Genomic DNA, 22805 nt, shown 5'->3' with positions numbered 1-22805 from the left:
TTAACGGTGTCTGGTCATTTAGAACGGGATATCGTCATCAAAGTCGATTGGTGGTTCCATTGGATTTGATGCGCCACCTTGTGGTGCATTTTGAGGCTTAGGAGCAAAACCACCTTGTTGAGGTGCGCTGCTTTGCTGCTGACCATAACCGCCACCATATTGGTTATTGCTTTGTTGTTGTGGTGCAGATTGCTGTTGCGGACGCTGTTGCTGCTGTGCTGGCGCAGACTGTTGCTGTGGAGCATAACTATTATTGCTTTGTGATTGCTGAGCACCACCGCCGTATCCGCCACCTTGTTGCTGACCACCTTGGTAACCACCTTGTGATTGACCACCTTGATAGCCACCACCTTGTTGCTCACCACGGCCGCCTAACATTTGCATTTGACCGCCCATGTCTACCACGATTTCTGTGGTGTATTTTTCTTGGCCTGATTGATCAGTCCATTTACGGGTTTGTAAACGACCTTCAATGTACACTTGTGAACCTTTGCGAAGATACTCACCAGCAACTTCTGCTAGTTTGCCAAATAACACGACACGGTGCCATTCAGTACGCTCTTGCATTTGCCCTGTGTTTTTATCTTTCCAGCTATCTGTCGTAGCAATGCTGATATTCGCTACGCCATTGCCATTAGGCATATAACGTACTTCTGGATCTTGGCCTAAATTACCAACCAAGATAACTTTGTTCACACCGCGTGCCATGGAACTTCTCCTATAAAACGTTAGATTAAACCAGCCACTTTGCGTGCTTGGTCTAGGTCAAATTCTTTATCATTAATCTTTAAATAGCTGCGATTTTCATCACAGACGACCGTTGCTTCAATTACGCCCGGTAAAGCAACAAGACGAGAAGCAAGCGCTTGTGCCTGCTGCTCTGAACTTAATTCAGTCATTAAGCTAATTATTTTACTTCTTGGTGGGACTTGCATATTCCAAGCAAGGATAAGCCATATTACCCCAACAAGTGCCGCCGCCGCAAACACTGCTTGCGCACTTAATGCTTGAGCAACGTAACCTCCTAATAAACCACCTAAAAAGGCACCAAAAAACTGCGTAGATGAAAATACCCCCATCGCAGAACCTTTCTGGTTTGCAGGGGCAATACGCGACACAAGTGCAGGCATGGTTGCCTCTAAAAAGTTAAAAGCAATAAAATAAACCAGCATACAAATGCCAATGCCAATCACCGAATCAACCCATAACGACATCGCTAACATACTTAAAACAAGTAGCGCGATTGAGCCAATAAAGGCTTGTTTTTCTTTTTCTTTACGAATCGCCACAATCATCATCGGTGCCATCAGGAAAAACGCTAAAAACAGCACAGGGATATATAAGTACCAATGGTGATCTGCAATTAAACCATCTTTTATAAGCTGCCCTGGTAAGGCTACAAATACGGTAGTTAATGTAAGGTGAAGTAGCATTACACCGAAATCAAGGCGCGCTAATTGTGGGTGTTTAATGAGTTGTTTAATGTCATCAACTGTCGCTAGCGTATCACCTCTTGGTGCCTTACTAACGGCATTTGGCACTAAAAATAACACGATTAAAATACCTAAAATGGCAAGTCCAGCAGTAAGCCAAAATACCCCAGCGACTCCCCAAGATGCAGCGACAATTGGCCCAAGTAACATGGCGACTGCAAAGCTCATACCGATACACATACCGATTACAGCCATCACTTTCGGGCGTTGTTCATCACGGCTTAAATCAGAAGCAAGCGCTAATAACGCACTGGCAATTGCCCCCATCCCCTGTAGTGCGCGCCCTAGCGTAACCATTTGCACAGACTCAGCCGTTGCCGCTATCACAGAGCCAAGAGCAAACACACAAAGGCCACCTATAATGACTTTTTTACGGCCAATTTTATCTGACAACCAACCCATTGGGATTTGCAAAACAGCTTGTGTTAAACCATAAGCACCAATAGCAAAGCCAATCCAAAGCGGTGAAAACCCTTCCAACTGCTGACCATAAATCGCCAACACTGGCATCAGCATAAATAGGCCAAGCATACGGAATGCAAATACGCTCGCCAACGAAACGGCTGCGCGTTTTTCTCGAGAGTTGAGTGAAGATGCTGTCATGAATTACTGATCTTGCTGTCTATTTAAAATTTGAGCGTGGATTCTACCACAAGCGAAAACTAAATAATCACCTGTAAGTGATGATTTTTTCTTTGATCAAGGATTAATCTTATCGCGTATTATGAGATACTGAAAAAATAATTAGGTAATAAAACGAGATAGCATGGAAAACATTGAAGTCCGAGGCGCCCGTACGCACAATTTAAAAGACATCAGCCTAACCATTCCCCGTGATAAGCTGATAGTTATCACTGGCCTATCTGGTTCAGGGAAATCGTCTTTAGCGTTTGATACTTTGTATGCAGAAGGGCAACGTCGTTATGTTGAATCACTGTCAGCGTATGCAAGACAGTTTTTATCGCTAATGGAAAAACCCGATGTGGATCACATTGAAGGTTTATCGCCTGCTATCTCTATTGAGCAGAAATCAACGTCGCATAACCCGCGTTCAACGGTTGGTACTATCACCGAGATTTACGATTACCTACGTTTATTATTTGCCCGTGTAGGTGAGCCACGCTGCCCTACTCACGACTTACCTCTTGCAGCACAAACCATCAGCCAAATGGTTGATACTGTTTTAGCCCTACCTGAAGGCAGTAAGCTAATGCTGTTAGCGCCGGTCGTCAAAGATCGCAAAGGTGAGCATGTTAAGTTGCTTGAACAACTAGCAAGCCAAGGCTTTATTCGCGCTCGTATCGATGGCGAAGTATGTGACTTATCTGATCCACCTACCCTTGAGCTTCATAAAAAGCACACCATCGAAGTGGTCGTTGACCGCTTTAAAGTAAAAGATGGCCAACAACAGCGTTTAGCTGAATCATTCGAAACCGCCCTTGAGCTGTCGAGTGGTATTGCCCATGTAGCGGCAATGGACGACTCACTTAGCGAAGACATGCTGTTTTCAGCTAACTTTGCCTGCCCTACTTGTGGCTATGCCATGAGTGAGCTTGAGCCTCGCTTATTCTCGTTTAATAACCCAGCAGGTGCGTGTCAAAGTTGCGATGGTTTAGGTGTACGCCAGTACTTTGATCCAAACCGTGTTGTGCAAAATCCAGAGCTAAGCTTATCTGGCGGTGCAATTAAAGGCTGGGACAAACGCAGCTTTTATTACTTTCAAATGCTGCAAGCAGTCGCAGAGCATTATAAGTTTGACCTAGAAGTGCCTTTCCAAGAACTTAGTAAAGATGCGCAAAAAGTTATTCTTGAAGGCTCTGGCAAAACCAAAATTGCCTTTAACTACCGTAACGACCGTGGTGATTTAATTACTCGTAACCATGAGTTTGAAGGCGTTTTGAATAATATGAATCGCCGCTACCGTGAAACCGAATCAAACTCGGTTCGCGAAGAGCTCGCTAAATACCAAACAAGCCAAGCGTGCCCGAGCTGTCATGGCTCTCGATTACGTGAAGAAGCTCGCCACGTATTTATTGGCCAAACAAACCTACCAGCCATCACCACTATGAGCATTGGTGAAAGCATGGCATTTTTTGATGGTTTGAATTTAACTGGTCAACGCGCACAAATTGCCGATAAAATTCTCAAAGAAATTCGCGATCGTTTATCTTTCTTAATTAATGTGGGCCTTAATTATTTATCGCTTGAACGAAGTGCCGACACTCTGTCAGGTGGTGAAGCGCAGCGTATACGTTTAGCAAGCCAAATTGGTGCTGGCCTTGTTGGTGTTATGTACGTATTAGATGAACCATCAATTGGTTTGCACCAGCGCGATAACGATCGCCTGCTAAAAACCCTTATTCACTTACGTGATTTAGGCAATACGGTGATCGTGGTTGAGCATGACGAAGATGCCATTCGCGCTGCGGATCATATTATCGATATTGGCCCAGGTGCGGGTGTTCATGGCGGCCATGTGATTGCACAAGGTACCCATGACGATATTTTAGCGAGCAAAGATTCAATCACAGGTCAGTATCTCTCTGGAGAGAAGAAAATTGAAGTGCCAGCGGCTCGCCATCAAACCAACGACAAATGGCTTGAGCTATTTGGTGCCACAGGTAACAACTTAAAGAACGTTGATTTACGTATTCCATTTGGCTTAATGACCTGTATCACAGGTGTATCAGGCTCAGGTAAATCGACGCTTATCAACGACACTTTATTTAAGCTGGCTCATACAGAGTTAAATGGCGCAACTACCGCAGAGGCGGCACCGTATAAGTCAATCAAGGGTCTAGATCATTTTGATAAAGTCATTGATATTGACCAAAGCCCAATTGGCCGTACTCCGCGCTCAAACCCTGCAACTTACACCGGTATATTTACCGGTATTCGTGAGCTATTTGCAGGTACTCAAGAAGCCCGCTCGCGAGGCTATAAAGTCGGTCGTTTTAGCTTTAACGTTAAAGGTGGTCGCTGTGAGGCTTGCCAAGGCGATGGCGTGATCAAGGTAGAAATGCACTTTTTACCTGATGTGTATGTTCCTTGTGATGTGTGTAAAGGTCAGCGCTACAACCGCGAAACGCTCGAAGTACAATACAAAGGTAAAAACATTCACCAAGTACTCGAAATGACTGTTGAAGATGCCCGTGAATATTTTGATAAAATTCCAGCTATTGCACGTAAACTGCAAACCTTAATGGATGTGGGCTTGTCGTATATTCGCTTAGGTCAAGCTGCAACAACCCTCTCTGGTGGTGAAGCGCAGCGTGTGAAACTGGCTCGTGAGCTTTCAAAACGCGATACCGGCAAAACCTTATATATCCTTGATGAACCAACTACTGGTTTACACTTTGCCGATATTCAGCAATTATTAGTAGTACTTCACCGCTTACGCGATCATGGTAATACCATTGTTGTTATTGAGCATAACCTTGACGTGATCAAAACCGCAGACTGGATTGTCGATTTAGGCCCAGAAGGTGGCTCAGGCGGTGGTGAAATTTTAATTTCAGGTACACCTGAAGATGTCGCCGATTGTGAGCGCTCACACACCGGAAGATATTTAAAACCACTACTTTAAAAAGGAAATTGCGTGCGTAGGTATTTAAAAATTGCAAAATGGCGCGCTAATAAACAGTTTCAACAACAGCAACGTAGCTGGCAGCCACATAGAACAAGGCTGGTTGAACGATTACAAGCTATTTGGTTTAACTTAAGTACCGCACAAAAGCTTTATCTTTTAGCATTAAGCAGCCTGATTGTTGTGCAATCGGGCTGGCTAAGTGCCTCTATCACAATTGTTGCGTTAGTTATTGAATTTTGGCCCAAGTTTAATCAGCTTTGGCATTCGCTTGCTGGTAAAGCACTGATTTTAATATTCTACGCCAGTGTCGCTAATTTTGTGTTAGCCAGTGCGAGCGGTATTGTAAATGATGTAACACATGTTTCTGCCAGTCATTTTAACTACACACATAACTTTGCCACCCTCTTATATTTACCCCCTTGGGCTATGGGCATTAGCTTAGTTACATTGTTGTTATTTCAACTTTTTTTACCTTTTTATATTTTTATTCTTTTGTTGATAAAACCGTTTGGTTCTGAGCGAATTAAGTTTATTAGCCAAAGTTACTCACCGCTGTTAACCGCTATATTGCGTTTTATATTAGCGTCAGTCGTATTTATTAATCTAATTTCGTTTATTGACGACAAGCCAGTTGAAGAAGTGGTAGACGATGTTGTCAGCAGTTTTGCAGATAGCAAAGCTATTGCAGAGGAGACACCTACTGATCAGCAAAAAGCAGTTGAAGAACTCAGTGAAAAAATAGAGCAGCAATTACCAGACAGCAGCAATTCTGTGCCGATTCTAAGGCGAGATGTAGATATTGAAGGTGATAGCGAAACTGCGCAAAATCTACGTCAGTTTTTAGACACTAAGGGTTACTTTGAAAGGAGTAAACGCTTAATTGCTATGTTTGCTTATAGCTTTGAGGCTGATAGCTATTCTCGCTGTTTAAAATCACAGAACAGTAAAACTGTTGAGCTGAATGATTATGAAATTGTGCAAGTAACCCCGGATCACAATGCCGAATACGGCTATCGATTTGAAGTCATTGCGTGTGACTCACCTGGTGTCACTCCAGTAGCAAAGTAACGCAGCAATCAATACTACTCGCTTGGCTTACTGCGTTTTCTCTGATGAAATGAAATACCGAAAGCCCAATAAAGCCAAAGCAAACTAAGGCGATTACTAAATTGGGTATAAAAATAAGCAGCATGCTTGCGTCATAGCCGACCTTTGCGAAGGCTGCGCAAAGGCTACCAATAATAAGTTCAGTTAAAATTAGCTCCCATTCTAATGAGCTATTCGCAGCCACAGTTTTAGCCGCATAATGTTTTACTTTAAAGCCCATACCAAAACCTACTAGTTCCTATTTTAATACACCTACACTAGCATCAAAATGCACAGACTCAAAAATAATAGACAATAAAACCTTATTTAACCCCGTAAGGATTAGACATAAAACATTGAAATTAAAAAGATTAACTTTTTAGAACCTTATAAATAAATCGCTTAGATGTAGATAAGCGACACTCACTATTTTCCTCGCTATTGTAGTTTCCATCAACGGGCTACCAACCAATTTTGCTTCGCTGATAAAACTAACCAACCAATTAAAGGAATTAAATTATGACCAGCTCAGTTTTAAAAATGATGTCACTTCTAACAGTAACGGTAATTGTTTTTACATCACCAAACACCTTATTAAATAGTCAAAATGCCCAAAAGCTAAATCAGCAATTAGAGACCTCTATCGAGGCTTCTATTGAACAAATGAACAATAAAATTGATCACCAAATTGAGCAACAGCTCAATAAGTAATATCTAGCTTGTCCAATATACTGGGCAAGCTTCATCTAATTAACAGGCTTAAGTAATGAAAACACTGACTCGACACTTACTCATCTCATCGATTGCAGTATCAGGCTTATTAATATGTGAATTTAGTATTGCTAAAAGTGCTGTTTGGCTGGTAAGTAAAGGTGATAAATATATTTACATTGCTGGCTCAATTCATGTTTTGCCTCCGAAAGAGATACCATTACCTGCAGAGTTTAATCAGGCTTATCATCTGGCAGATACCTTAGTACTTGAAGCTAATATGCCAGCACCAAGCAATAGCTCGGCACAACTGACAATGCTCAAAGCTCTCAGCTACCCAGCGGGTGAAACCTTAAGTGGCAAGCTGACAGCACACGTGAAGCAACGATTAGAAGAGCAACTAAACCGATATGACATGCAACTCAGCGAATTCGATAGCTTTCGCCCGTTTATGGTGGGTTTGTTGATGATGTCGTTGGAGCTGAAAAAGCAATCGCTTTTGGGTGAAGGTGTCGATAGCTACCTTACTAAATTAGCTAAAAAAGATAGCAAAAAATTAGCCTACCTTGAAAGCTTAGCTTATCAATTACATCTATTTAAGGAATTAGGCAGCCAAAACGAAAATGCCTTTATTGAATCACAGTTAACGCAAATTTCTCGCTATCAGCATGATTATATTGCCATGCTCGCTGCATGGCGAAACGGCAATATGCGGGCAATGAATGAGCTTATCATCATGCCATTGAAAGAACATGATCCCCACACTTATCAAATACTCATAAAGCAACGCAATTTGAATTGGCTTAATCATATTGAGCATTATTTAACTGATCAGCAAAAAGAGCTGGTAGTCGTTGGCGTAGCTCACTTGGCCGGAGAAGATAGCCTATTAGCCTTGTTAAAAAATAAAGGTTATGAAATTAAGCAGTTGAATACAGATGAGGAATAAGAAAATGGAAAAAACCGACAAAACCGCCGCAGCACTTATCTGTTTGTTTACTGTTTTAATTGTGCTTAGCTTTTAATAAAAAATACCGCTTAAAAGCGGTATTTTTATATGTGACTTAAGTAATAGCTTACGGACGCGGGATAAAACCAACAGCGTCATATACTGCTTTTAATGTTTTTTCAGCGCGAATACTCGCCTTTTCAGCACCTGATTTCATAATACTATCAAGCAGTGACTGATCTTCGCGAATTTCTTTAAAACGTGTCTGGATCGGCTCAATCATACTAACAACAGCTGCTGCTGTGTCTTTTTTCAGGTGACCATACATTTTATCTTCGTACTCAGGTACTAAGTCTTCAATTGAGCGCTTAGTAGCCACAGATAATAAAGTTAGTAAGTTAGATACACCTGGCTTTTCTTCACGATCAAAGTAGATACGTGCTTGTTCGTCTGAATCGGTTACTGCTTTTTTCAGTTTCTTTTCAATCTTCTTCGGCTCATCTAATAACATAATGTAACCGTTTGGATTTTCATCAGACTTAGACATTTTCTTAAGAGGATCTTGTAAGCTCATTACACGTGCGCCAAACTCAGGAATGTACGGCTCAGGCAGTTTGAACACATCACCGTATAGGTTGTTAAAACGTGTTGCGATATCACGAGTTAACTCAAGGTGTTGCTTTTGATCTTCACCTACTGGTACTTGATCTGCTTGGTATAACAAAATATCAGCAGCTTGCAGTACAGGGTAAGAGAATAATCCCACGTTTACGTTATTAGCATGCTTAGATGATTTATCTTTAAACTGCGTCATACGATTAAGCTCACCCATTTGAGCATAACAGTTTAATACCCAGCTTAGCTGTGCATGTTCTGGCACTTGAGACTGTACGAATAACGCAGCTTTCTCTGGGTCGATACCGCATGCAGCATATAGCGCAATACCGTCAAGTACGCGCGAGCGTAGTTGCTCTGGATCTTGGCGAACCGTAATGGCGTGCAAATCTACTAACATAAAGAAACTTTCGTGGTCTTCCTGTAGCTTAAGCCACTGGTTAATAGCGCCAACATAGTTGCCTATTGTCATACCACCGGTTGGCTGAATGCCACTTAACACTACTGGTTTACTCATGATGTTCCTTTATATTTTTACTAAACTAAAAAGACGAATTTAAAATGCTCTTACCTTTGAGTAAGAACGGGTATTATATCTAAGAAATTCTCGCAGAGGTACTCTGGATTGAAATCAGCAAGGTTTTCACCTTGGTTATAGCCATAACCGAGCGCGACAACGTCAACATTAGCAGCTTTTGCTGCCAAAATATCACTTTTTGAGTCGCCTATCATAACCGCTTTGGCAGGGCTGACATCGAGTTGCTGACAAGCAAATTGTAAAGCCTCAGGTGATGGTTTCTTTGCCATATCATCACCACACACAATCAATTGAAAATGACTGGTCAGTGAGAGTTTATCAAGTAGCTTCTCGGTAAAACGACGTGCTTTATTGGTGATCACCACTTTAGGAATACCAGCAAGTGCAGCAAGCCCTGTTTCTACATGTTGATAAAGCGCACTATAGTCACCCACAACTTGGTCATAGTGCTGATAAAACAAATTAATAGCTCGCTCAGTAAGAGCTTCATCTAAATGCTCACTGACTTGCATATCGCCACTCAAACCGCGTTTAACGAGCGTTTCTATACCATTACCTACCCAGCTTTCAACTAGCTTCTGTGTAACAACCGGAAATGCTAGGTCAGTTAGAGTCAGGTTCATCGCAATGTATAAATCATAAACACTATCAACTAAGGTGCCATCTAAATCGAAAAAAGCCGCATCGTATTTCATGACTCAACCTTTGCAAGTTCACTACGCATTGCATCAATGACCACTTTGTAATCTGGTTGATTGAAAATCGCAGAACCAGATACAAACATATCAGCTCCTGCTTCTGCTATTTTAGCAATGTTATCAACACCCACACCACCATCAACTTCTAAACGAATATTGCGACCTGAATCATCAATAATTTTACGCGCTTGGCGAAGCTTTTCGAGAGTATGTGGAATAAAACTTTGCCCGCCAAAACCTGGGTTAACCGACATTAATAACACCACATCTACTTTATCAAGCACATGTTCAAGATAACTAAGACTCGTAGCTGGATTAAACACGAGTCCTGCTTGGCAGCCACTATCCTTTATTAGTTGTAAAGTACGGTCAATATGCTCACTCGCCTCTGGGTGGAAGCTAATAATAGATGCGCCTGCATCAGCAAAGTCGGGAATTAAGCGATCGACAGGCTTCACCATAAGGTGCACATCAATAGGAGCTGTGATGCCGTAATCGCGCAGTGCTTTACAAATCATTGGGCCAAAGGTTAAGTTTGGCACATAGTGGTTATCCATTACATCGAAATGTACAACGTCAGCCCCGCTTGCAATTACACGATCAACATCTTCACCTAAACGGGCGAAGTCAGCTGATAAAATAGAAGGGGCAATTAAATACTTTTGTAATGTTTCCAACATAAAAGATTCCATCATAATTTGCGACTGCAAGAAGAGCGCATAATGTAACCCAATCGACAGCTGATTAAAACACCACAGCTGACTGTTAAGAGGCTATTACTTAAGGCTAGTCCTTTTAGCTTATTGAATTAAAGTGAATTTAATCAAAAATTGAACAATAACTCTATTCAGCTACTTGCATTGACAACCCCAAATAAAACAAAAAATAAACATAAAATTTACTTTAAAGAACTAATTTTATTATATTTTTATTTAATTCAGCCTTAATTAAGTTTGTTATTTGAGCAATTATTATGTATGCTTGTCTAAATAACACAAACAAGGGTTATTCTCATGCGTGCTTTTAAAATAGGGATCTTAATCGCGTCCGCACTTACGGTTGCTACGTTTGTATCTTTTTCATCTGCCGATGAAGACGACTTTTTAGCAGCGGCGTCTAGTTGCTCATGCAATACACTAAGCGCATCGTCATCATCTGCTCAATGTATGAAAGCAGAACAAGAAACAGGATGGTTTTCTTGGTTAACTGGTGATAGCCGCAGCGCTCAATTCCATTATCTTGATTTACTTGAGTTATTAACAAGTAGTGAAGAGTCAAAGAAAGTTAGCAGTTTAGGTTCTAAGTTCTAAATCGCATGAACAAATTCATTAGTGCATTGCAAAGTGTCTTCGCGGCATTTTTTGGTGTGCAATCAGAAGACAAACGTCAAGCTGACTTCAAAGAGCATTCACTCAGTACTATCATCATCATCGCGCTCATCTTATTTAGCGTGTTTGTAGCAGCGATTTATTTCACCGTTTCTTTGGTGCTAAATACATAGCCATTAACTCATTCACTTTATTACGTGAACCGCCCTTCGGACTAATAGTTCGCTTCACCTGAATTTCATCAAGTGAAGCTTGGCTATAGATTTTACGAGTCCATACTGTATCGTGATTAGATATGAGCACTGGTGTGTTATTTTCGAATGCAGTTTGCTCAGCCAAATTAGCCAAGTTAGCCTGATCATCTAAATTGAAGCCACCTTTAGCGTAAGAAGTAAATGATGCAGTTTTACTCAAAGGCACATATGGTGGATCGCAATACACAACTGCATTATTAGGAATAAGCTTAAATACCTCGTCATAACCTAAACAAGTAAAGGTTGCTTGCTGCGCTTTTTCAGCAAAAAAGTGCATTTCTTTTTCAGGAAAATAAGGGCGCTTATATTTACCAAAAGGGACATTAAAAATACCTTTAAGGTTGTAGCGACACAAACCGTTATAGCCATGGCGATTCATGTATAAAAATAAAATTGCACGCTCATACACATCACTGCTTTGATTAAACTGAACACGATACTCATAATAGGCTTCAGGGTGGTTATTAAGCTCTACAAACAACTTCTTTGCATCGCTAATAAATTCATCAGGTGTTCGCTTTAGCTCAGTGTAAAGGTTGATCAGATCCGCATTGATATCGTTTAAAATATAATGCTTAAAGTCCGTATTAAGGAATACAGAGCCAGCACCAACGAAAGGTTCAACTAAGGTGTCAGCATCCATACTCGCTTGCTTCAAGCGGGTACGAATATCTTCAACTAGGCTGTATTTTCCACCTGCCCATTTAAGGAAGGCTCTGGTCTTTTGCTGCATCTGCTCTTAACTTCAATTCTGTGTTGCGCGATTTTACACTAATCAGTTTTAATTTACTGATTAAGTGAAGCGATTTCTTGTTTAATTTTACTTATTTTTTTATAAAATGGCTGATTTTTACGCACATTATCAGAAAGTGTTGTTACACCTTTCTTAGCTTCATTCAGTGTGGCATAACTGCCATAAGTTACAATCCACCAAGGCTTACCACTGCGTAGACTTCGGTATGTATTAACCTGCCCTAGCAAATCATTTTCACTAATAAATTTATCGCTAATTTCTGGTTTAGTAACCGCAAGTAATTGGATGACATAATGATCGTCTGGCTGAGTTAAATACCAAGCATTACCTTCAAGCGTTAGCTCAGATTCAGTAGTTTGCTCGAGCGCAGCTACTACCGGCTTAGTATTAGTATTTATCGCTGTCGCTATTTCCTCTGTGCTTTGCTGCTCGCTATCTTGTGCTGCATGTTGTTGCTCAGCAGGAAAAAGGCTATCGACAATCGCAGCAACATTATTGTCATGGATTTCGTTCTCATGACTTTCTTTTTCTGAAGTTTCTACTGGCGGTTGAGCAACTGGGGTGGTATTTACAGCATGTTCAGTAATGGCTTGCTCTGGTTTTGTTAGCTTATCTAACGCTTGTTCTGATACTCGCTCGTCACTTTCTACTTGCCTATTGACTATCGTCTCTGCGGGCAGCGCTGTTGCCACAGCGCTCACTGTATCTTGCTGATAATGCGCTTTCCACCACTCGGTCATATCCGCTTTATACAAAAAGCCAATAATTAACAACATTGTTGTGAGTAACAACAAAATTATATAAAGCAATTTGTAGCTTTTTTCTGGTACTCGAATGTCTGCGCTTTGTTGCTCGGGCTGCCATGCAAGTAATAAAGCTGGATTACCATGAGCCTCTTGTAAAAAGGTGCGAAAAACAGGATCTTCTTCAACCGGCAGGTTATCGAAAAACCAACGCATAAGCTGTTTGCTTTCGCTCAAATTCAGCGCTTCTAGATGAATTTCAACAGCTTGACTAAATTGCCCTACCGACTGGGATGCTATTAAAATGTATAGTGTGCTCGGGCTTTGCTTTGCTAAAATTTCTAGTTGCTGGATTAACTCTTCAGATAAATGACGCCCTCCATCAATCACCCATAAGCAATCACCACAAGGCTGTTGTTTATAAAGTTGATAGAAGTTTTCAGACAAACTCAAAGAGTGGTCTATCAGTGGGTTACTAAAGCTTTGTTCAAGCAGTTCGGTCATAAACTGCTGGTCGGTCATTTTTCCCGACAATTGAACAAACGCCTTGTTAAAGTCGAGGTATTTATCTGTAATAAAGGTTTCTAGTAAATAACTTTTGCCTAGCCCCGATGGACCAAGTAAGCAAATTAGGTTTTGCCCATATTCAAACTGCAGAGCGATTCGATCAACTAGCGCAGCACGGCTAGGCAATATTTGTGATTGCATTAGCGCGCTATTAAATCACAAACCTGCTGATCAGTAACATCACTTACCAGCGCACATTGACCAAATTGGGTTGGAAGAATAAAGCGAATAGTACCTTTCTTATTTTTCTTATCTTTACGCATATGTGTTAAAAATTGCTCACCAGTCATATCTCTTGGAATATCAACAGGTAAATCATACTCAGCAATCAATTTAACAATGCGTTCAACTTCAATAGCAGTTAAATCACCACGGGTTTGCGCTAAACGAGCTGCGAGCACCATACCTGCCGCAACGGCTTCGCCGTGTAACCAATTGCCATAACCCATTTGTGCTTCAATCGCGTGCCCAAAGGTGTGTCCTAAGTTTAGCAGTGCACGTAAGCCAGCTTCTTTTTCATCTTGTGCAACAATCAAAGCTTTAATTTCACAACAACGGTAAATCACATGCTGCAAAGTTTGCTCGTCAAGTGATTTAAGGTTGTTAATATTTTGCTCTAGGTAAGCAAATAATTCAGTGTCGTAAATGAGGCCGTACTTAATAACCTCAGCCATACCTGCAGCAAATTCACGCTCGGGCAAAGTATGCAGCGATTGAGTATCGATGAATACAGCTTGTGGTTGGTAAAACGCGCCAATCATGTTTTTACCAAGAGGATGATTTACTGCCGTTTTACCACCTACAGACGAATCAACTTGCGAAAGCAAAGTAGTTGGCACCTGAATAAAAGGCACACCACGTTGATAACATGCAGCAACAAAGCCGGTTAAGTCGCCAACAACACCACCACCTAAGGCAATAAGACAAGTATCGCGACCACAGTTATGTTCAAGTAAGAACGCCGAAATCTTTTCAAACCACTCAAGTGATTTGTATTGTTCGCCATCAGGGATGGTAAAAGATAACGGGTTAAGATCAGCCAACGACGTCATTACATCATCAAGATATAAAGGTGCAATGGTGTCGTTGGTGATAATGATAGGTCGACAATCGCCGATGTGCTCGCGTAGCCGACCAGTCTCTTTAAGAGCAGATTGACCAATATAAATAGGATAACTTCGCTCGTCCAAATTAACTGTTAATTCAAGCATAGCTAGTTCCCTTTTTATTATTGGTTTTTAAAAATCTAATTTCTCGATGATTTGATTAGCAACAACTTTCGCGCTTTGCTCATCAGTGCGGACAACAAAATCAGCAACTTCTTTGTATAACGGTTCGCGTTCTTCAGCTAAGCGTTCTAATACATCACGCGGTGCTTCTTCTGTTTGCAATAATGGGCGACGCTTGTCGCGCTGCGTGCGTGCAACTTGCTTTTCGATTGGTGTCTCTAGGTATACAACGATACCGCGAGCAGATAGCTTGTTACGCACTTCTTTACTGATCACAGAACCACCACCAGTAGCAAGCACAATACCTTGCATCTCTGTTAGGTCTGAAATTACAGTTTCTTCACGAAGTCGAAAGCCCTCTTCACCCTCAAGATCGAACACCCAAGCAATATCTGCTCCAGTGCGACGCTCGATCTCTTGATCTGAATCGAAAAATTCAAGGTGTAATTGATCAGCAATGTGACGACCAATTGTGCTTTTGCCAGCCCCCATAGGGCCCACTAGAAATATATTACGTTTCTCAGCCATATCTTTTTAGTACAAACGAACTCTAAAATTTGAAATAAAACCCCGCCTAACGACCTGGCCCCAAAATTAAGGAGGGGATTATCTCAGTAATTGCTTGGGTATTTCAAGTCAATTAGCATAAAAAGCCAGATAACGAGCAATTAAACATGCTAATTGCTCGTTGCTTAAGAAAAAATCACTTATTCAATTTGGATTTTTGGTGTTACAAAGATTAACAGCTCTTTTTTCTCGTTAAATTCACTCGTACTTTTAAACAACGCACCAAGGTATGGAATATCACCTAACAGAGGTACTTTCTTAGTTGAGTTAACGATTTGCTGTTGGAAGATACCACCAAGCACCACAGTTTGACCATTTTCTACTAATACCTGCGTTTGGATCTCTTGGGTATTAATTGCCACAGCAGAACCTGTTGGAGTTTGCACTGTATCACCGCGGGTATCTTGTGTAATAACTAGGTCCAAAATGACCTTATTGTCAGGCGTGATATGTGGCGTTACTTCTAAGCTCAACACCGCTTTTTTGAAAGTTACCGTAGTTGCACCACTTGATGCTGCTTCAACGTACGGGATCTCTGTACCTTGCTCAATGCGAGCTTTTTGTTGGTTCGCCGTAGTAATACGTGGACTTGCGATAATCTCACCACGGTTTTCTTCTTCAAGAGCACTTAGCTCTAAATCTAATATTGTACCGTTGGCTAACTTAGCTATTTGTACACCAATGCTACCAGCAGGACTTGAAACAGGTAAGTTAACATTTAAGCGGTCAGAAATACTTGGAATATTATCGTAAGAGCCAGCACCAAACATACCACCGGCACCATCTAATGTGCCAGAAATAGCGCCATCACTACCTACATCGCTGATCCCCCAACGAACACCTAAGTCTTCTTGGACATTATCATTCACTGTCACCATACGTGATTCAATTACCACTTGTTTAACAGGAATATCTAAGGTTTCCACCATACGGCGCACGCTTTCAATGCTTTTGGCTGTATCTTTGATGAGTAAAGTATTGGTACGTTTATCAACAGAAACACTGCCTCGTGAAGAGATTATGCTATTGGTGTCTGTTTTTAAAAGATCAGCAAATTCTTCAGCTTTTGCATAGTTAAGGCGAATATATTCACTGTAAAGCGGCTCCAAGTCTTCAACTTGCTGCTTAGCTTGAAGCTCCTTTGCTTCACGAGCGGCTAACTCCTCTGCAGGAGCCACCATCAAGATAGTGCCATCCATACGCTTATCTAAGCCTTTAATCTTCAGCACCACATCAAGTGCCTGATCCCAAGGAACACCGCTTAAACGTAATGTAATATTGCCTGTTACAGAGTCACTTGTGACAAGGTTAAATTCGTTATAACCAGCAATAATCTGTAATACAGAACGAATAGGAATATCTTGAAAATTAAGACTCATAGGGCGGCCTTGATATTCAATTCCACCATCAAGGTATGCGCGCTGAGTATCGTCTTTTTCAACTGTGAGGGTAAAGATGTTTTCAATTTGTTGGTGCGTAAACTTAAATGCCGCATTTGGTTCAACCTCAATGCGTGTTATGTTGCCTTCTTTGAAGGTTTCAATGTTGCTTACGACCGTTCCAAAATCAATCACATCTAATTGATATAATAAATCGTCTAAAATATCTGTGTGGTGAAACTCAGCAATGATTTTGCCACCGCTTTCATACACATTAATTGCCGCTTGCGTATTTTGTAAAAAGACTAATAGACGCGCTTCACCTTTTTCACCACGACGAAAATCAATCGACTGTACTGTGTTAATATAGTTATTAGAAGCGGTTAATCCATCCTTTGAGTCATCTGTTGTAATCGGATTGTCTGAAACATGCAAAGTAACAATGTTGTCTTTCGCTGTTGTTTTATAAATTTTTAATTTATCTAAGCTAACAATTACTTTTAAACCATCTTCGGTCATAGTGCTGGTTACATGCTGAATACCTGCTTGATTAACTGGTACATCACGTACTTCATTATCTACACCTACATTACTAAAAAGCATTTCGATACGAGCTGGCGAGTTATATACCTGGATTTTAGGTTCAAACGTAAGAGCTTCATCAAACACAAGTTGTAATTGTGTTTCGCCTTGCATTAATGGGTTATAACGAACGTCGTACAATAAAGGGGCAGCGATTGCCGTCTGAGCCACAATTAAGGCTAACGCAGCTAACACGCATTTATTTATGTGCTTTAACCAAGCCATTCCTTTATGCATTTTCTTTTCACCTTTCATATGATTAACCTGCACCATTTGTACTTGCCTCTGACATTTCTAGCTTGGTCAGGCGCTCTTTCCAGCAACCAGCCCCATCTGGGATTAATTCTAATAATTCAATATAATTGTCGTGCACTTGTTTTATTTCACCGTGATACAAGCCAATATAATTACCCACTGTCACTCGATAAAGCGTGTCATCAGTCGCTTTGATCAGTGCCCAAGTATTGTCAGCACGACCGATAGTCCCTTGCATAACTAAATTATCCAATGGGTATTTCTCAAGTGGTTGACGAACCCTATTAGGGTCTGGATGTAAGCAATTTTTAACTTGTACTAAATTGTTTTGGATTATTTCTGGCTTAGGTGCCACAAACGGGCTGCGTAACTTACCAGCACTATATTCAAAATGCTCAAATTTTGTGATTTCAGGTATCGGTTCAACTTTAGGCGTCGTACTCGCTTTTACTTGATCAATAAACTCTTTTTGTTCAGAAGTATCATCATTACAAGCAGTAAGCACAATAGCCATTGCAATAACTAAGGGAAGCTTCTTCATTTTTTAGTCCCCCCTTCATAACGATAAGTCTTTGCAACAACACTAAAAGTTAGTTCGCCATTACCGAGTGTTTGAATCGTAAAGTCATGTAAACTAACAATACGCGGTAACTGAGCAACTTTACCAACAAACTCACCAAATTCATGATACGTTCCTACCACTTCTATTTTAATTGGTAGTTCTGTATAAAACTCTTTTTCAATTTCTGGTAACCAGCCAATTTTCAAAAAAGTTAAGCCACTAGTTGTACCAACATAAGATAAATCATCTAGTAAACCAGGAGTCTCATTGGAGGTTGGTAAGCGTTTTAAGAGCTGCGAAAACTTATCTTCCATTTCAACCATTTGTTGACGATATATTTCCAAGTTACTCGCAATCGCATATTTTGCTTTGTATGTTTGGCGCAGTTCAGTTTCTTTAGCTACTGCACTGTGGTAGCTAGCAATTTCATCTGAAACTAATAAGCTATAGCTAAAATACAAAACAATTGCAGCCACAAACGCACAACATAGCGCTTTCACTGCTATGGGCCAATCGCCCATATTTTCAAGTTCTATTTCATTCCAATCTATTTCTGTTAACGCTTTGATATCAAGGTTCATTACGTGCCTCACCTATCTGATCAAAAGGCTTAACATAAAAATCCATATTAAAGTCACTCAACAATCGCGACGTTTGCTCACCAGCTACAATGCCTTGCATAATCGGTCGTTCTAATAAGTAAGAACCTTGCACTTGGCGCAACATAGTCGATAAGCGATTATTGGATTCACTGCGACCGATAACATGAATGCGATTATCATGTCGCTCTAGTTTAGTTAAATAAACACCGGCAGGGACTATATTGGCCACTTCATCCATAATTTGTGTTCCCAAATTACGGTTACTTTGTAACTCTTCAATTAAGCGCATACGTTGTTGTAAGTTCTCTTTTTTCTTATCTAGCTCATTAATTTCACGAATACGTTGGTTTAATAATGCTATTTCAGTATTTAAGAAGTTGTTCTTTACATTCTGCCCTTCACGTAAGCCGCTGTAAAAAGAGCTTAATAAATACATACTCAAGAAGCTAACAACAACAACGCCGAACAAAATTGTAATGAACTTGTTCTGGGAATCTTTTCTTTGTTGTTCGCGCCATGGCAATAGATTTATATGTGGCATGATGAAAAGCTCCTTAAAGCCAATCCTGTAGCTATCGCAAACTGAGTGCGATGACGCTGTAACATATTACGGTCAACCTTCGGCGAAATTTCAAGATTTGCAAATGGTTCAGCAACAATGGTGTGGATTCCTAACTCTTCAATTAGCAACCTATCTAAGCCTTCAATCATGGCGGTTCCGCCAGTCAGCACAATGTAATCGACTTGATCTTTACCACTGGTAGTTAAGAACATTTGTACTGCACGCCTTACTTGTTGCAATAACGATGTCTGGAATGGCGCAAGAACTTCAAACGTGTAATTTGGTGGTAAGTCACCTGTTGTTTTACCTATTTCAGCTTCATCAAAGCTCTTGTTGTAATAAGCAACAATACTATTGGTATATTGGTCGCCACCGAAAACTTGGTCACGAGTGTAAATTGTTTCACCTTCCTGTACTACGCTGACAAGCATCAATACAGCACCAATATCAACCACGGCAACACACTTGTTGAAAGCATCACTAGGTAGTTGTTGGTAGTAAATATCCATTGTTCTACTTAGTGCATAACTTTCAACATCAACAACCGCAGCCTTTAAGTTTGCAGCTTCAAGTGCACCGACTCGCGCTTGCACACTTTCAGTACGAGCTGCAGAAAGAAGAACATTTACTTTACTTGGATCTGCTTCGTTGATTGCCAGCTTTTCGAAATCGATATTTACTTCATCAAGTGGATATGGAATTAAGCTATCAGCTTCAATGGCAATTTGTGACTCTAATTCAGCATCTGTTAATGATACATCCATAAAAATCACTTTCGTTATTACAGTTTGACCAGAAACAGCGACTGCTGCAGCTTGAACTGATTTAGGAATTTTTCTTTTTAATTTAGCGATAACATTGCCTATCGCTTCTATGTCTTGAATAGAACGCTCAGACATAGCGCCTTTTGGCATAGGTTCAATAGCTAACGCTTCAAGCCGCATACCTGCGTCTGTTTCTTGCAGCAACACTGCTTTTATACAGTGCGATCCGATGTCAATTCCTACCATCATAGATGAAGGCTTTTTAAATAGCTGACTTAGCATGTTTGCAACTTTGCCTTTGTTTTAATAATAAACAAGTTATAATTTTTATCTGAAAAAATATTATTCATTTTTTAATCAATATATACTAGCAGTCTCCGATTCTAATTGGGAGTCCATTTAGGGAAAATATAAGTGATTTTATTAAAGCGAACTTTACAATTTATTATCATTTGCTCATTCTTAGGGCTAATCACTTTAGTTGGTCTATACTATTACGTTAAACCTGACATTCCTAGCGTTCAGGTACTAAAAGACGTTCAATTACAAACACCTATGCAAGTATTCTCACGCGATGGTTTATTGATTAACCAATTCGGTGAAAAACGACGCATTCCCGTTACGATAGATCAAATCCCTCAACCATTAATCGATGCTATTTTAGCAACAGAAGATAACCGTTTTTACGAGCATATCGGTATCGATCCAATTGGTATTGTTCGTTCTGCCATTGTACTCATATCTACAGGTGAAAAGAAACAAGGCGCAAGTACGATAACTATGCAGCTTGCCCGTAACTTCTTCTTAACCCGAGAAAAAGCATACATCCGTAAAGTCAAAGAGATCTTCATCGCTTTACATATCGAAAGTATATTAACTAAAGACGAAATCCTCGAATTATATTTAAATAAAATTGAACTTGGTAACCGTGCTTTTGGTATTGGTGCTGCAGCACAAGTTTATTACGGTAAGGAATTAAATGAACTTACCTTGGCGCAAATGGCAATGATTGCAGGTTTACCTAAAGCACCTTCAGCACTAAATCCTATACGTAACCCTACCCGTGCTAAAAGCCGTCGTAATGTTGTTTTAGGACGTATGTTAACCGAAAAGTACATTACGCAGAGTGAATACGCAGAAGCCACTAAGGCGCCTATTACTGCAAAATTCCACGGCGCAGAAATTGAAGTGTATGCACCATATATCTCTGAGATGGTGCGTGCTGATATGGTTGAACGTTATGGCCATGAGCGCGCTTATAATTCTGGTTTTAAGGTCTACGCTAGCGTTGACTCAAATATTCAGCAAGCAGCACAAGATGCCATTGTTGATAACCTACATGCTTACGACATGCGTCATGGCTACCGTGGTGCTACGGCACAGTTATGGGACAGTGAAAACGAGAGCCCACTTAGCCAAGAAGAAATCTTAAATAAACTAAAAGATGTTAAAGAATTTGGCCCGTTACTGGCTGGTGTTGTAACAAATGTCGCAGAACAGTCAATCGATGTGCTTTTAAAAAGCGGCGAACAAGTTACTATTGAGTGGGATGGCTTAAAATGGGCACGTAAATATATTACGCGATACCGTCAAAGCTTCGCACCAAAAACCGCTGGTGAAATCCTAACGGCTGGAGCGCAAATTTGGCTGCGTAAAAATGCAGATGACAGCTATATATTAAGCCAAGTGCCCGAAGCTTCGAGCGCATTGGTTTCACTAGATCCACAAGATGGTCGTATTAAAGCGATTGTTGGTGGTTATAGTTTTGAGCAAAGCCAATACAATCGTGCAGTCCAAGCAAAACGTCAAGTAGGTTCAAACATTAAGCCGTTTATTTATTCAGCGGCACTTGAAAATGGATATACACTCGCTTCTATTCTGAATGATGCACCAATTAATCAGTGGGATAAAAGTCAAGGTGTCGCATGGCGCCCGAAAAACAGTCCTGCGGTTTATAATGGACCTATCCGTATTCGTAGAGCACTTGCCCAGTCGAAAAACGTAATTTCGGTGCGCTTATTACGTGGTGTTGGTCTTGAGCGCACAGCCGACCATTTGCTTAAGTTTGGTTTTTTAAACAGTGATATTAACCGTAGTGAATCGCTGGCACTTGGCAGCGCCTCTATCACTCCTCTTGAACTTGCGAGGGGGATGAGTACTTTTGCTAATGGTGGGCACTTAATTACTCCGTACTTTATTTCAGAAATTCAAGACTCTGCCGGAAATGTGTTATTTAAAACAGAGCCTGAACTTGCCTGTGATGAACCACAACAAGCCATTACCCCTGAATTTGCATCTCTGGATGATACTCAGATAAATATTCCAAATACTCAGGTTACTAGCGCCCCACGTTGTGCACCACGAATCATTTCAAAGCAAAATGCTTTCTTAATTTCACAAGCTATGCACAGTGCTATTTGGGGTGGCGGTAGCTGGACTCATAAAACGGGTTGGAGTGGTACAGGCTGGCGTGCACAAGCCCTTGGTCGTCGTGACCTAGCCGGTAAAACAGGTACCACCAATGACTCTGTTGATACTTGGTTCAGCGGCTTTAACCGCAATGTGATGACTTCGGTATGGGTTGGTTTTGATAACCCAGGTAAGGCCCTTGGCCGTTCGACCTATAATAATAACCTCGATAAATCGCAAATATCTGGTGCAGAATCAGGCGCTAAAACAGCGCAACCGGCATGGGTCGACTTTATGCGTGCAGCCCTTGATGGTATGCCAGAAGCACCTATTGAACTTCCTGAGGGGCTAGTATCGGTTTCGTATCGACTTAGCGACGGGCCTTTTAAGCCATAAAAACGATTACACTAGTCGCTTTGAGTACTTTATTAAAGGCACTGCGCCAACCAAGTATGTACTTGATCAACCTACTGATGTGTTTGAAGAAAAGCTCAGCACAGAAGAAGAGCTGTTTTAAGCAATTTGTATAAGTAGTTGTGATAATAAAAAAGCGCCTAAAGGGCGCTTTT

Annotated in this window: 21 protein-coding genes and 1 pseudogene; 7 read left to right on the top strand and 15 right to left on the bottom strand. The window is 40.8% G+C overall.

Features of this window, described 5'->3' with window-relative positions:
• Positions 1–18 precede the first annotated feature (18 nt).
• Positions 19–708, bottom strand: a complete 690-nt coding sequence (gene ssb, locus HYD28_04645) for a single-stranded DNA-binding protein (GenBank protein ID QLE08308.1) — start codon at positions 706–708, stop codon at positions 19–21.
• A gap of 20 nt (positions 709–728) precedes the next feature.
• Positions 729–2096, bottom strand: coding sequence for an MFS transporter (locus HYD28_04640; protein ID QLE08307.1), 1368 nt, complete (start codon positions 2094–2096; stop codon positions 729–731).
• Positions 2097–2259: 163 nt separating this feature from the next.
• On the opposite strand from HYD28_04640, the gene uvrA reads away from it, so the two are divergent.
• Together uvrA and HYD28_04630 are read left to right on the top strand one after the other, a co-directional pair.
• Positions 2260–5079 carry an excinuclease ABC subunit UvrA gene (gene uvrA / locus HYD28_04635; GenBank protein ID QLE08306.1) on the top strand — a complete coding sequence of 940 codons (2820 nt, stop codon included), beginning with the start codon at positions 2260–2262 and terminating at the stop codon, positions 5077–5079.
• A 12-nt stretch (positions 5080–5091) separates the two neighbouring features.
• Positions 5092–6150 carry a hypothetical protein gene (locus tag HYD28_04630; protein QLE08305.1) on the top strand — a complete coding sequence of 353 codons (1059 nt, stop codon included), beginning with the start codon at positions 5092–5094 and terminating at the stop codon, positions 6148–6150.
• On the opposite strand, the gene HYD28_04625 is transcribed toward HYD28_04630, so the two are convergent.
• Positions 6131–6409 carry a hypothetical protein gene (locus HYD28_04625; GenBank protein QLE08304.1) on the bottom strand — a complete coding sequence of 93 codons (279 nt, stop codon included), beginning with the start codon at positions 6407–6409 and terminating at the stop codon, positions 6131–6133. The genes HYD28_04630 and HYD28_04625 overlap by 20 nt on opposite strands.
• 278 nt (positions 6410–6687) lie before the next feature.
• On the opposite strand from HYD28_04625, the gene HYD28_04620 reads away from it, so the two are divergent.
• Together HYD28_04620 and HYD28_04615 are read left to right on the top strand one after the other, a co-directional pair.
• On the top strand, positions 6688–6879 hold the full coding sequence (locus HYD28_04620; GenBank protein ID QLE08303.1) for a hypothetical protein: 192 nt from the start codon (positions 6688–6690) through the stop codon (positions 6877–6879).
• Between the two features lie 55 nt (positions 6880–6934).
• Positions 6935–7828: a TraB/GumN family protein gene (locus tag HYD28_04615; protein ID QLE08302.1), complete on the top strand. Its 894-nt coding sequence runs from the start codon at positions 6935–6937 to the stop codon at positions 7826–7828.
• 127 nt (positions 7829–7955) lie between these two features.
• On the opposite strand, the gene trpS is transcribed toward HYD28_04615, so the two are convergent.
• The 3 genes from trpS to rpe are packed head-to-tail and all read right to left on the bottom strand — an operon-like array spanning position 7956 to position 10359.
• On the bottom strand, positions 7956–8960 hold the full coding sequence (gene trpS / locus HYD28_04610; protein QLE08301.1) for a tryptophan--tRNA ligase: 1005 nt from the start codon (positions 8958–8960) through the stop codon (positions 7956–7958).
• 50 nt (positions 8961–9010) lie between these two features.
• Positions 9011–9676, bottom strand: a complete 666-nt coding sequence (locus tag HYD28_04605) for a phosphoglycolate phosphatase (GenBank protein ID QLE08300.1) — start codon at positions 9674–9676, stop codon at positions 9011–9013.
• Positions 9673–10359, bottom strand: a complete 687-nt coding sequence (gene rpe / locus HYD28_04600; GenBank protein QLE08299.1) for a ribulose-phosphate 3-epimerase — start codon at positions 10357–10359, stop codon at positions 9673–9675. The genes HYD28_04605 and rpe overlap by 4 nt, the downstream gene beginning before the upstream one ends.
• Before the next feature lie 333 nt (positions 10360–10692).
• Here rpe and HYD28_04595 point away from each other — a divergent pair, with 333 nt between their 5' ends.
• Together HYD28_04595 and HYD28_04590 are read left to right on the top strand one after the other, a co-directional pair.
• Positions 10693–10989, top strand: coding sequence for a hypothetical protein (locus HYD28_04595; protein ID QLE08298.1), 297 nt, complete (start codon positions 10693–10695; stop codon positions 10987–10989).
• Between the two features lie 5 nt (positions 10990–10994).
• Positions 10995–11180 carry a DUF2970 domain-containing protein gene (locus HYD28_04590; protein QLE08297.1) on the top strand — a complete coding sequence of 62 codons (186 nt, stop codon included), beginning with the start codon at positions 10995–10997 and terminating at the stop codon, positions 11178–11180.
• On the opposite strand, the gene HYD28_04585 is transcribed toward HYD28_04590, so the two are convergent.
• The 9 genes from HYD28_04585 to HYD28_04545 form a co-directional block, all read right to left on the bottom strand.
• A complete protein-coding gene (locus tag HYD28_04585; GenBank protein QLE08296.1) occupies positions 11152–11994 on the bottom strand; it encodes a Dam family site-specific DNA-(adenine-N6)-methyltransferase in 843 nt (280 codons plus the stop codon). The genes HYD28_04590 and HYD28_04585 overlap by 29 nt on opposite strands.
• Before the next feature lie 53 nt (positions 11995–12047).
• A complete protein-coding gene (locus tag HYD28_04580; GenBank protein QLE08295.1) occupies positions 12048–13466 on the bottom strand; it encodes an AAA family ATPase in 1419 nt (472 codons plus the stop codon).
• The gene (gene aroB, locus HYD28_04575) at positions 13466–14536 is read right to left on the bottom strand and encodes a 3-dehydroquinate synthase (GenBank protein ID QLE08294.1); all 1071 of its coding nucleotides are present in this window, start codon (positions 14534–14536) and stop codon (positions 13466–13468) included. The genes HYD28_04580 and aroB overlap by 1 nt, the downstream gene beginning before the upstream one ends.
• A 27-nt stretch (positions 14537–14563) precedes the next feature.
• Complete coding sequence (gene aroK, locus HYD28_04570) at positions 14564–15082, bottom strand: shikimate kinase AroK (GenBank protein QLE08293.1); 519 nt, start codon at positions 15080–15082, stop codon at positions 14564–14566.
• A gap of 179 nt (positions 15083–15261) precedes the next feature.
• The gene (locus tag HYD28_04565; GenBank protein QLE08292.1) at positions 15262–17355 is read right to left on the bottom strand and encodes a type IV pilus secretin PilQ family protein; all 2094 of its coding nucleotides are present in this window, start codon (positions 17353–17355) and stop codon (positions 15262–15264) included.
• A complete protein-coding gene (locus HYD28_04560; protein QLE08291.1) occupies positions 17342–17878 on the bottom strand; it encodes a pilus assembly protein PilP in 537 nt (178 codons plus the stop codon). Before HYD28_04560 ends, HYD28_04565 begins: the two co-directional genes overlap by 14 nt.
• Positions 17875–18480 carry a type 4a pilus biogenesis protein PilO gene (locus tag HYD28_04555; GenBank protein QLE08290.1) on the bottom strand — a complete coding sequence of 202 codons (606 nt, stop codon included), beginning with the start codon at positions 18478–18480 and terminating at the stop codon, positions 17875–17877. The genes HYD28_04560 and HYD28_04555 overlap by 4 nt, the downstream gene beginning before the upstream one ends.
• A complete protein-coding gene (locus HYD28_04550) occupies positions 18470–19042 on the bottom strand; it encodes a PilN domain-containing protein (protein QLE08289.1) in 573 nt (190 codons plus the stop codon). Before HYD28_04550 ends, HYD28_04555 begins: the two co-directional genes overlap by 11 nt.
• The gene (locus HYD28_04545; protein ID QLE08288.1) at positions 19030–20109 is read right to left on the bottom strand and encodes a pilus assembly protein PilM; all 1080 of its coding nucleotides are present in this window, start codon (positions 20107–20109) and stop codon (positions 19030–19032) included. Before HYD28_04545 ends, HYD28_04550 begins: the two co-directional genes overlap by 13 nt.
• Positions 20110–20241: 132 nt before the next feature.
• On the opposite strand from HYD28_04545, the pseudogene HYD28_04540 reads away from it, so the two are divergent.
• Positions 20242–22753: pseudogene (locus HYD28_04540) on the top strand (PBP1A family penicillin-binding protein).
• The last annotated feature ends 52 nt before the right edge of the window (positions 22754–22805 follow it).

This window comes from Pseudoalteromonas shioyasakiensis (genome assembly GCA_013391845.1).
Classification (GTDB): domain Bacteria; phylum Pseudomonadota; class Gammaproteobacteria; order Enterobacterales; family Alteromonadaceae; genus Pseudoalteromonas; species Pseudoalteromonas apostichopi.
The sequence above is the reverse complement of the archived record's forward strand: the minus strand, read 5'-3'. Positions and strand labels throughout refer to the sequence as shown.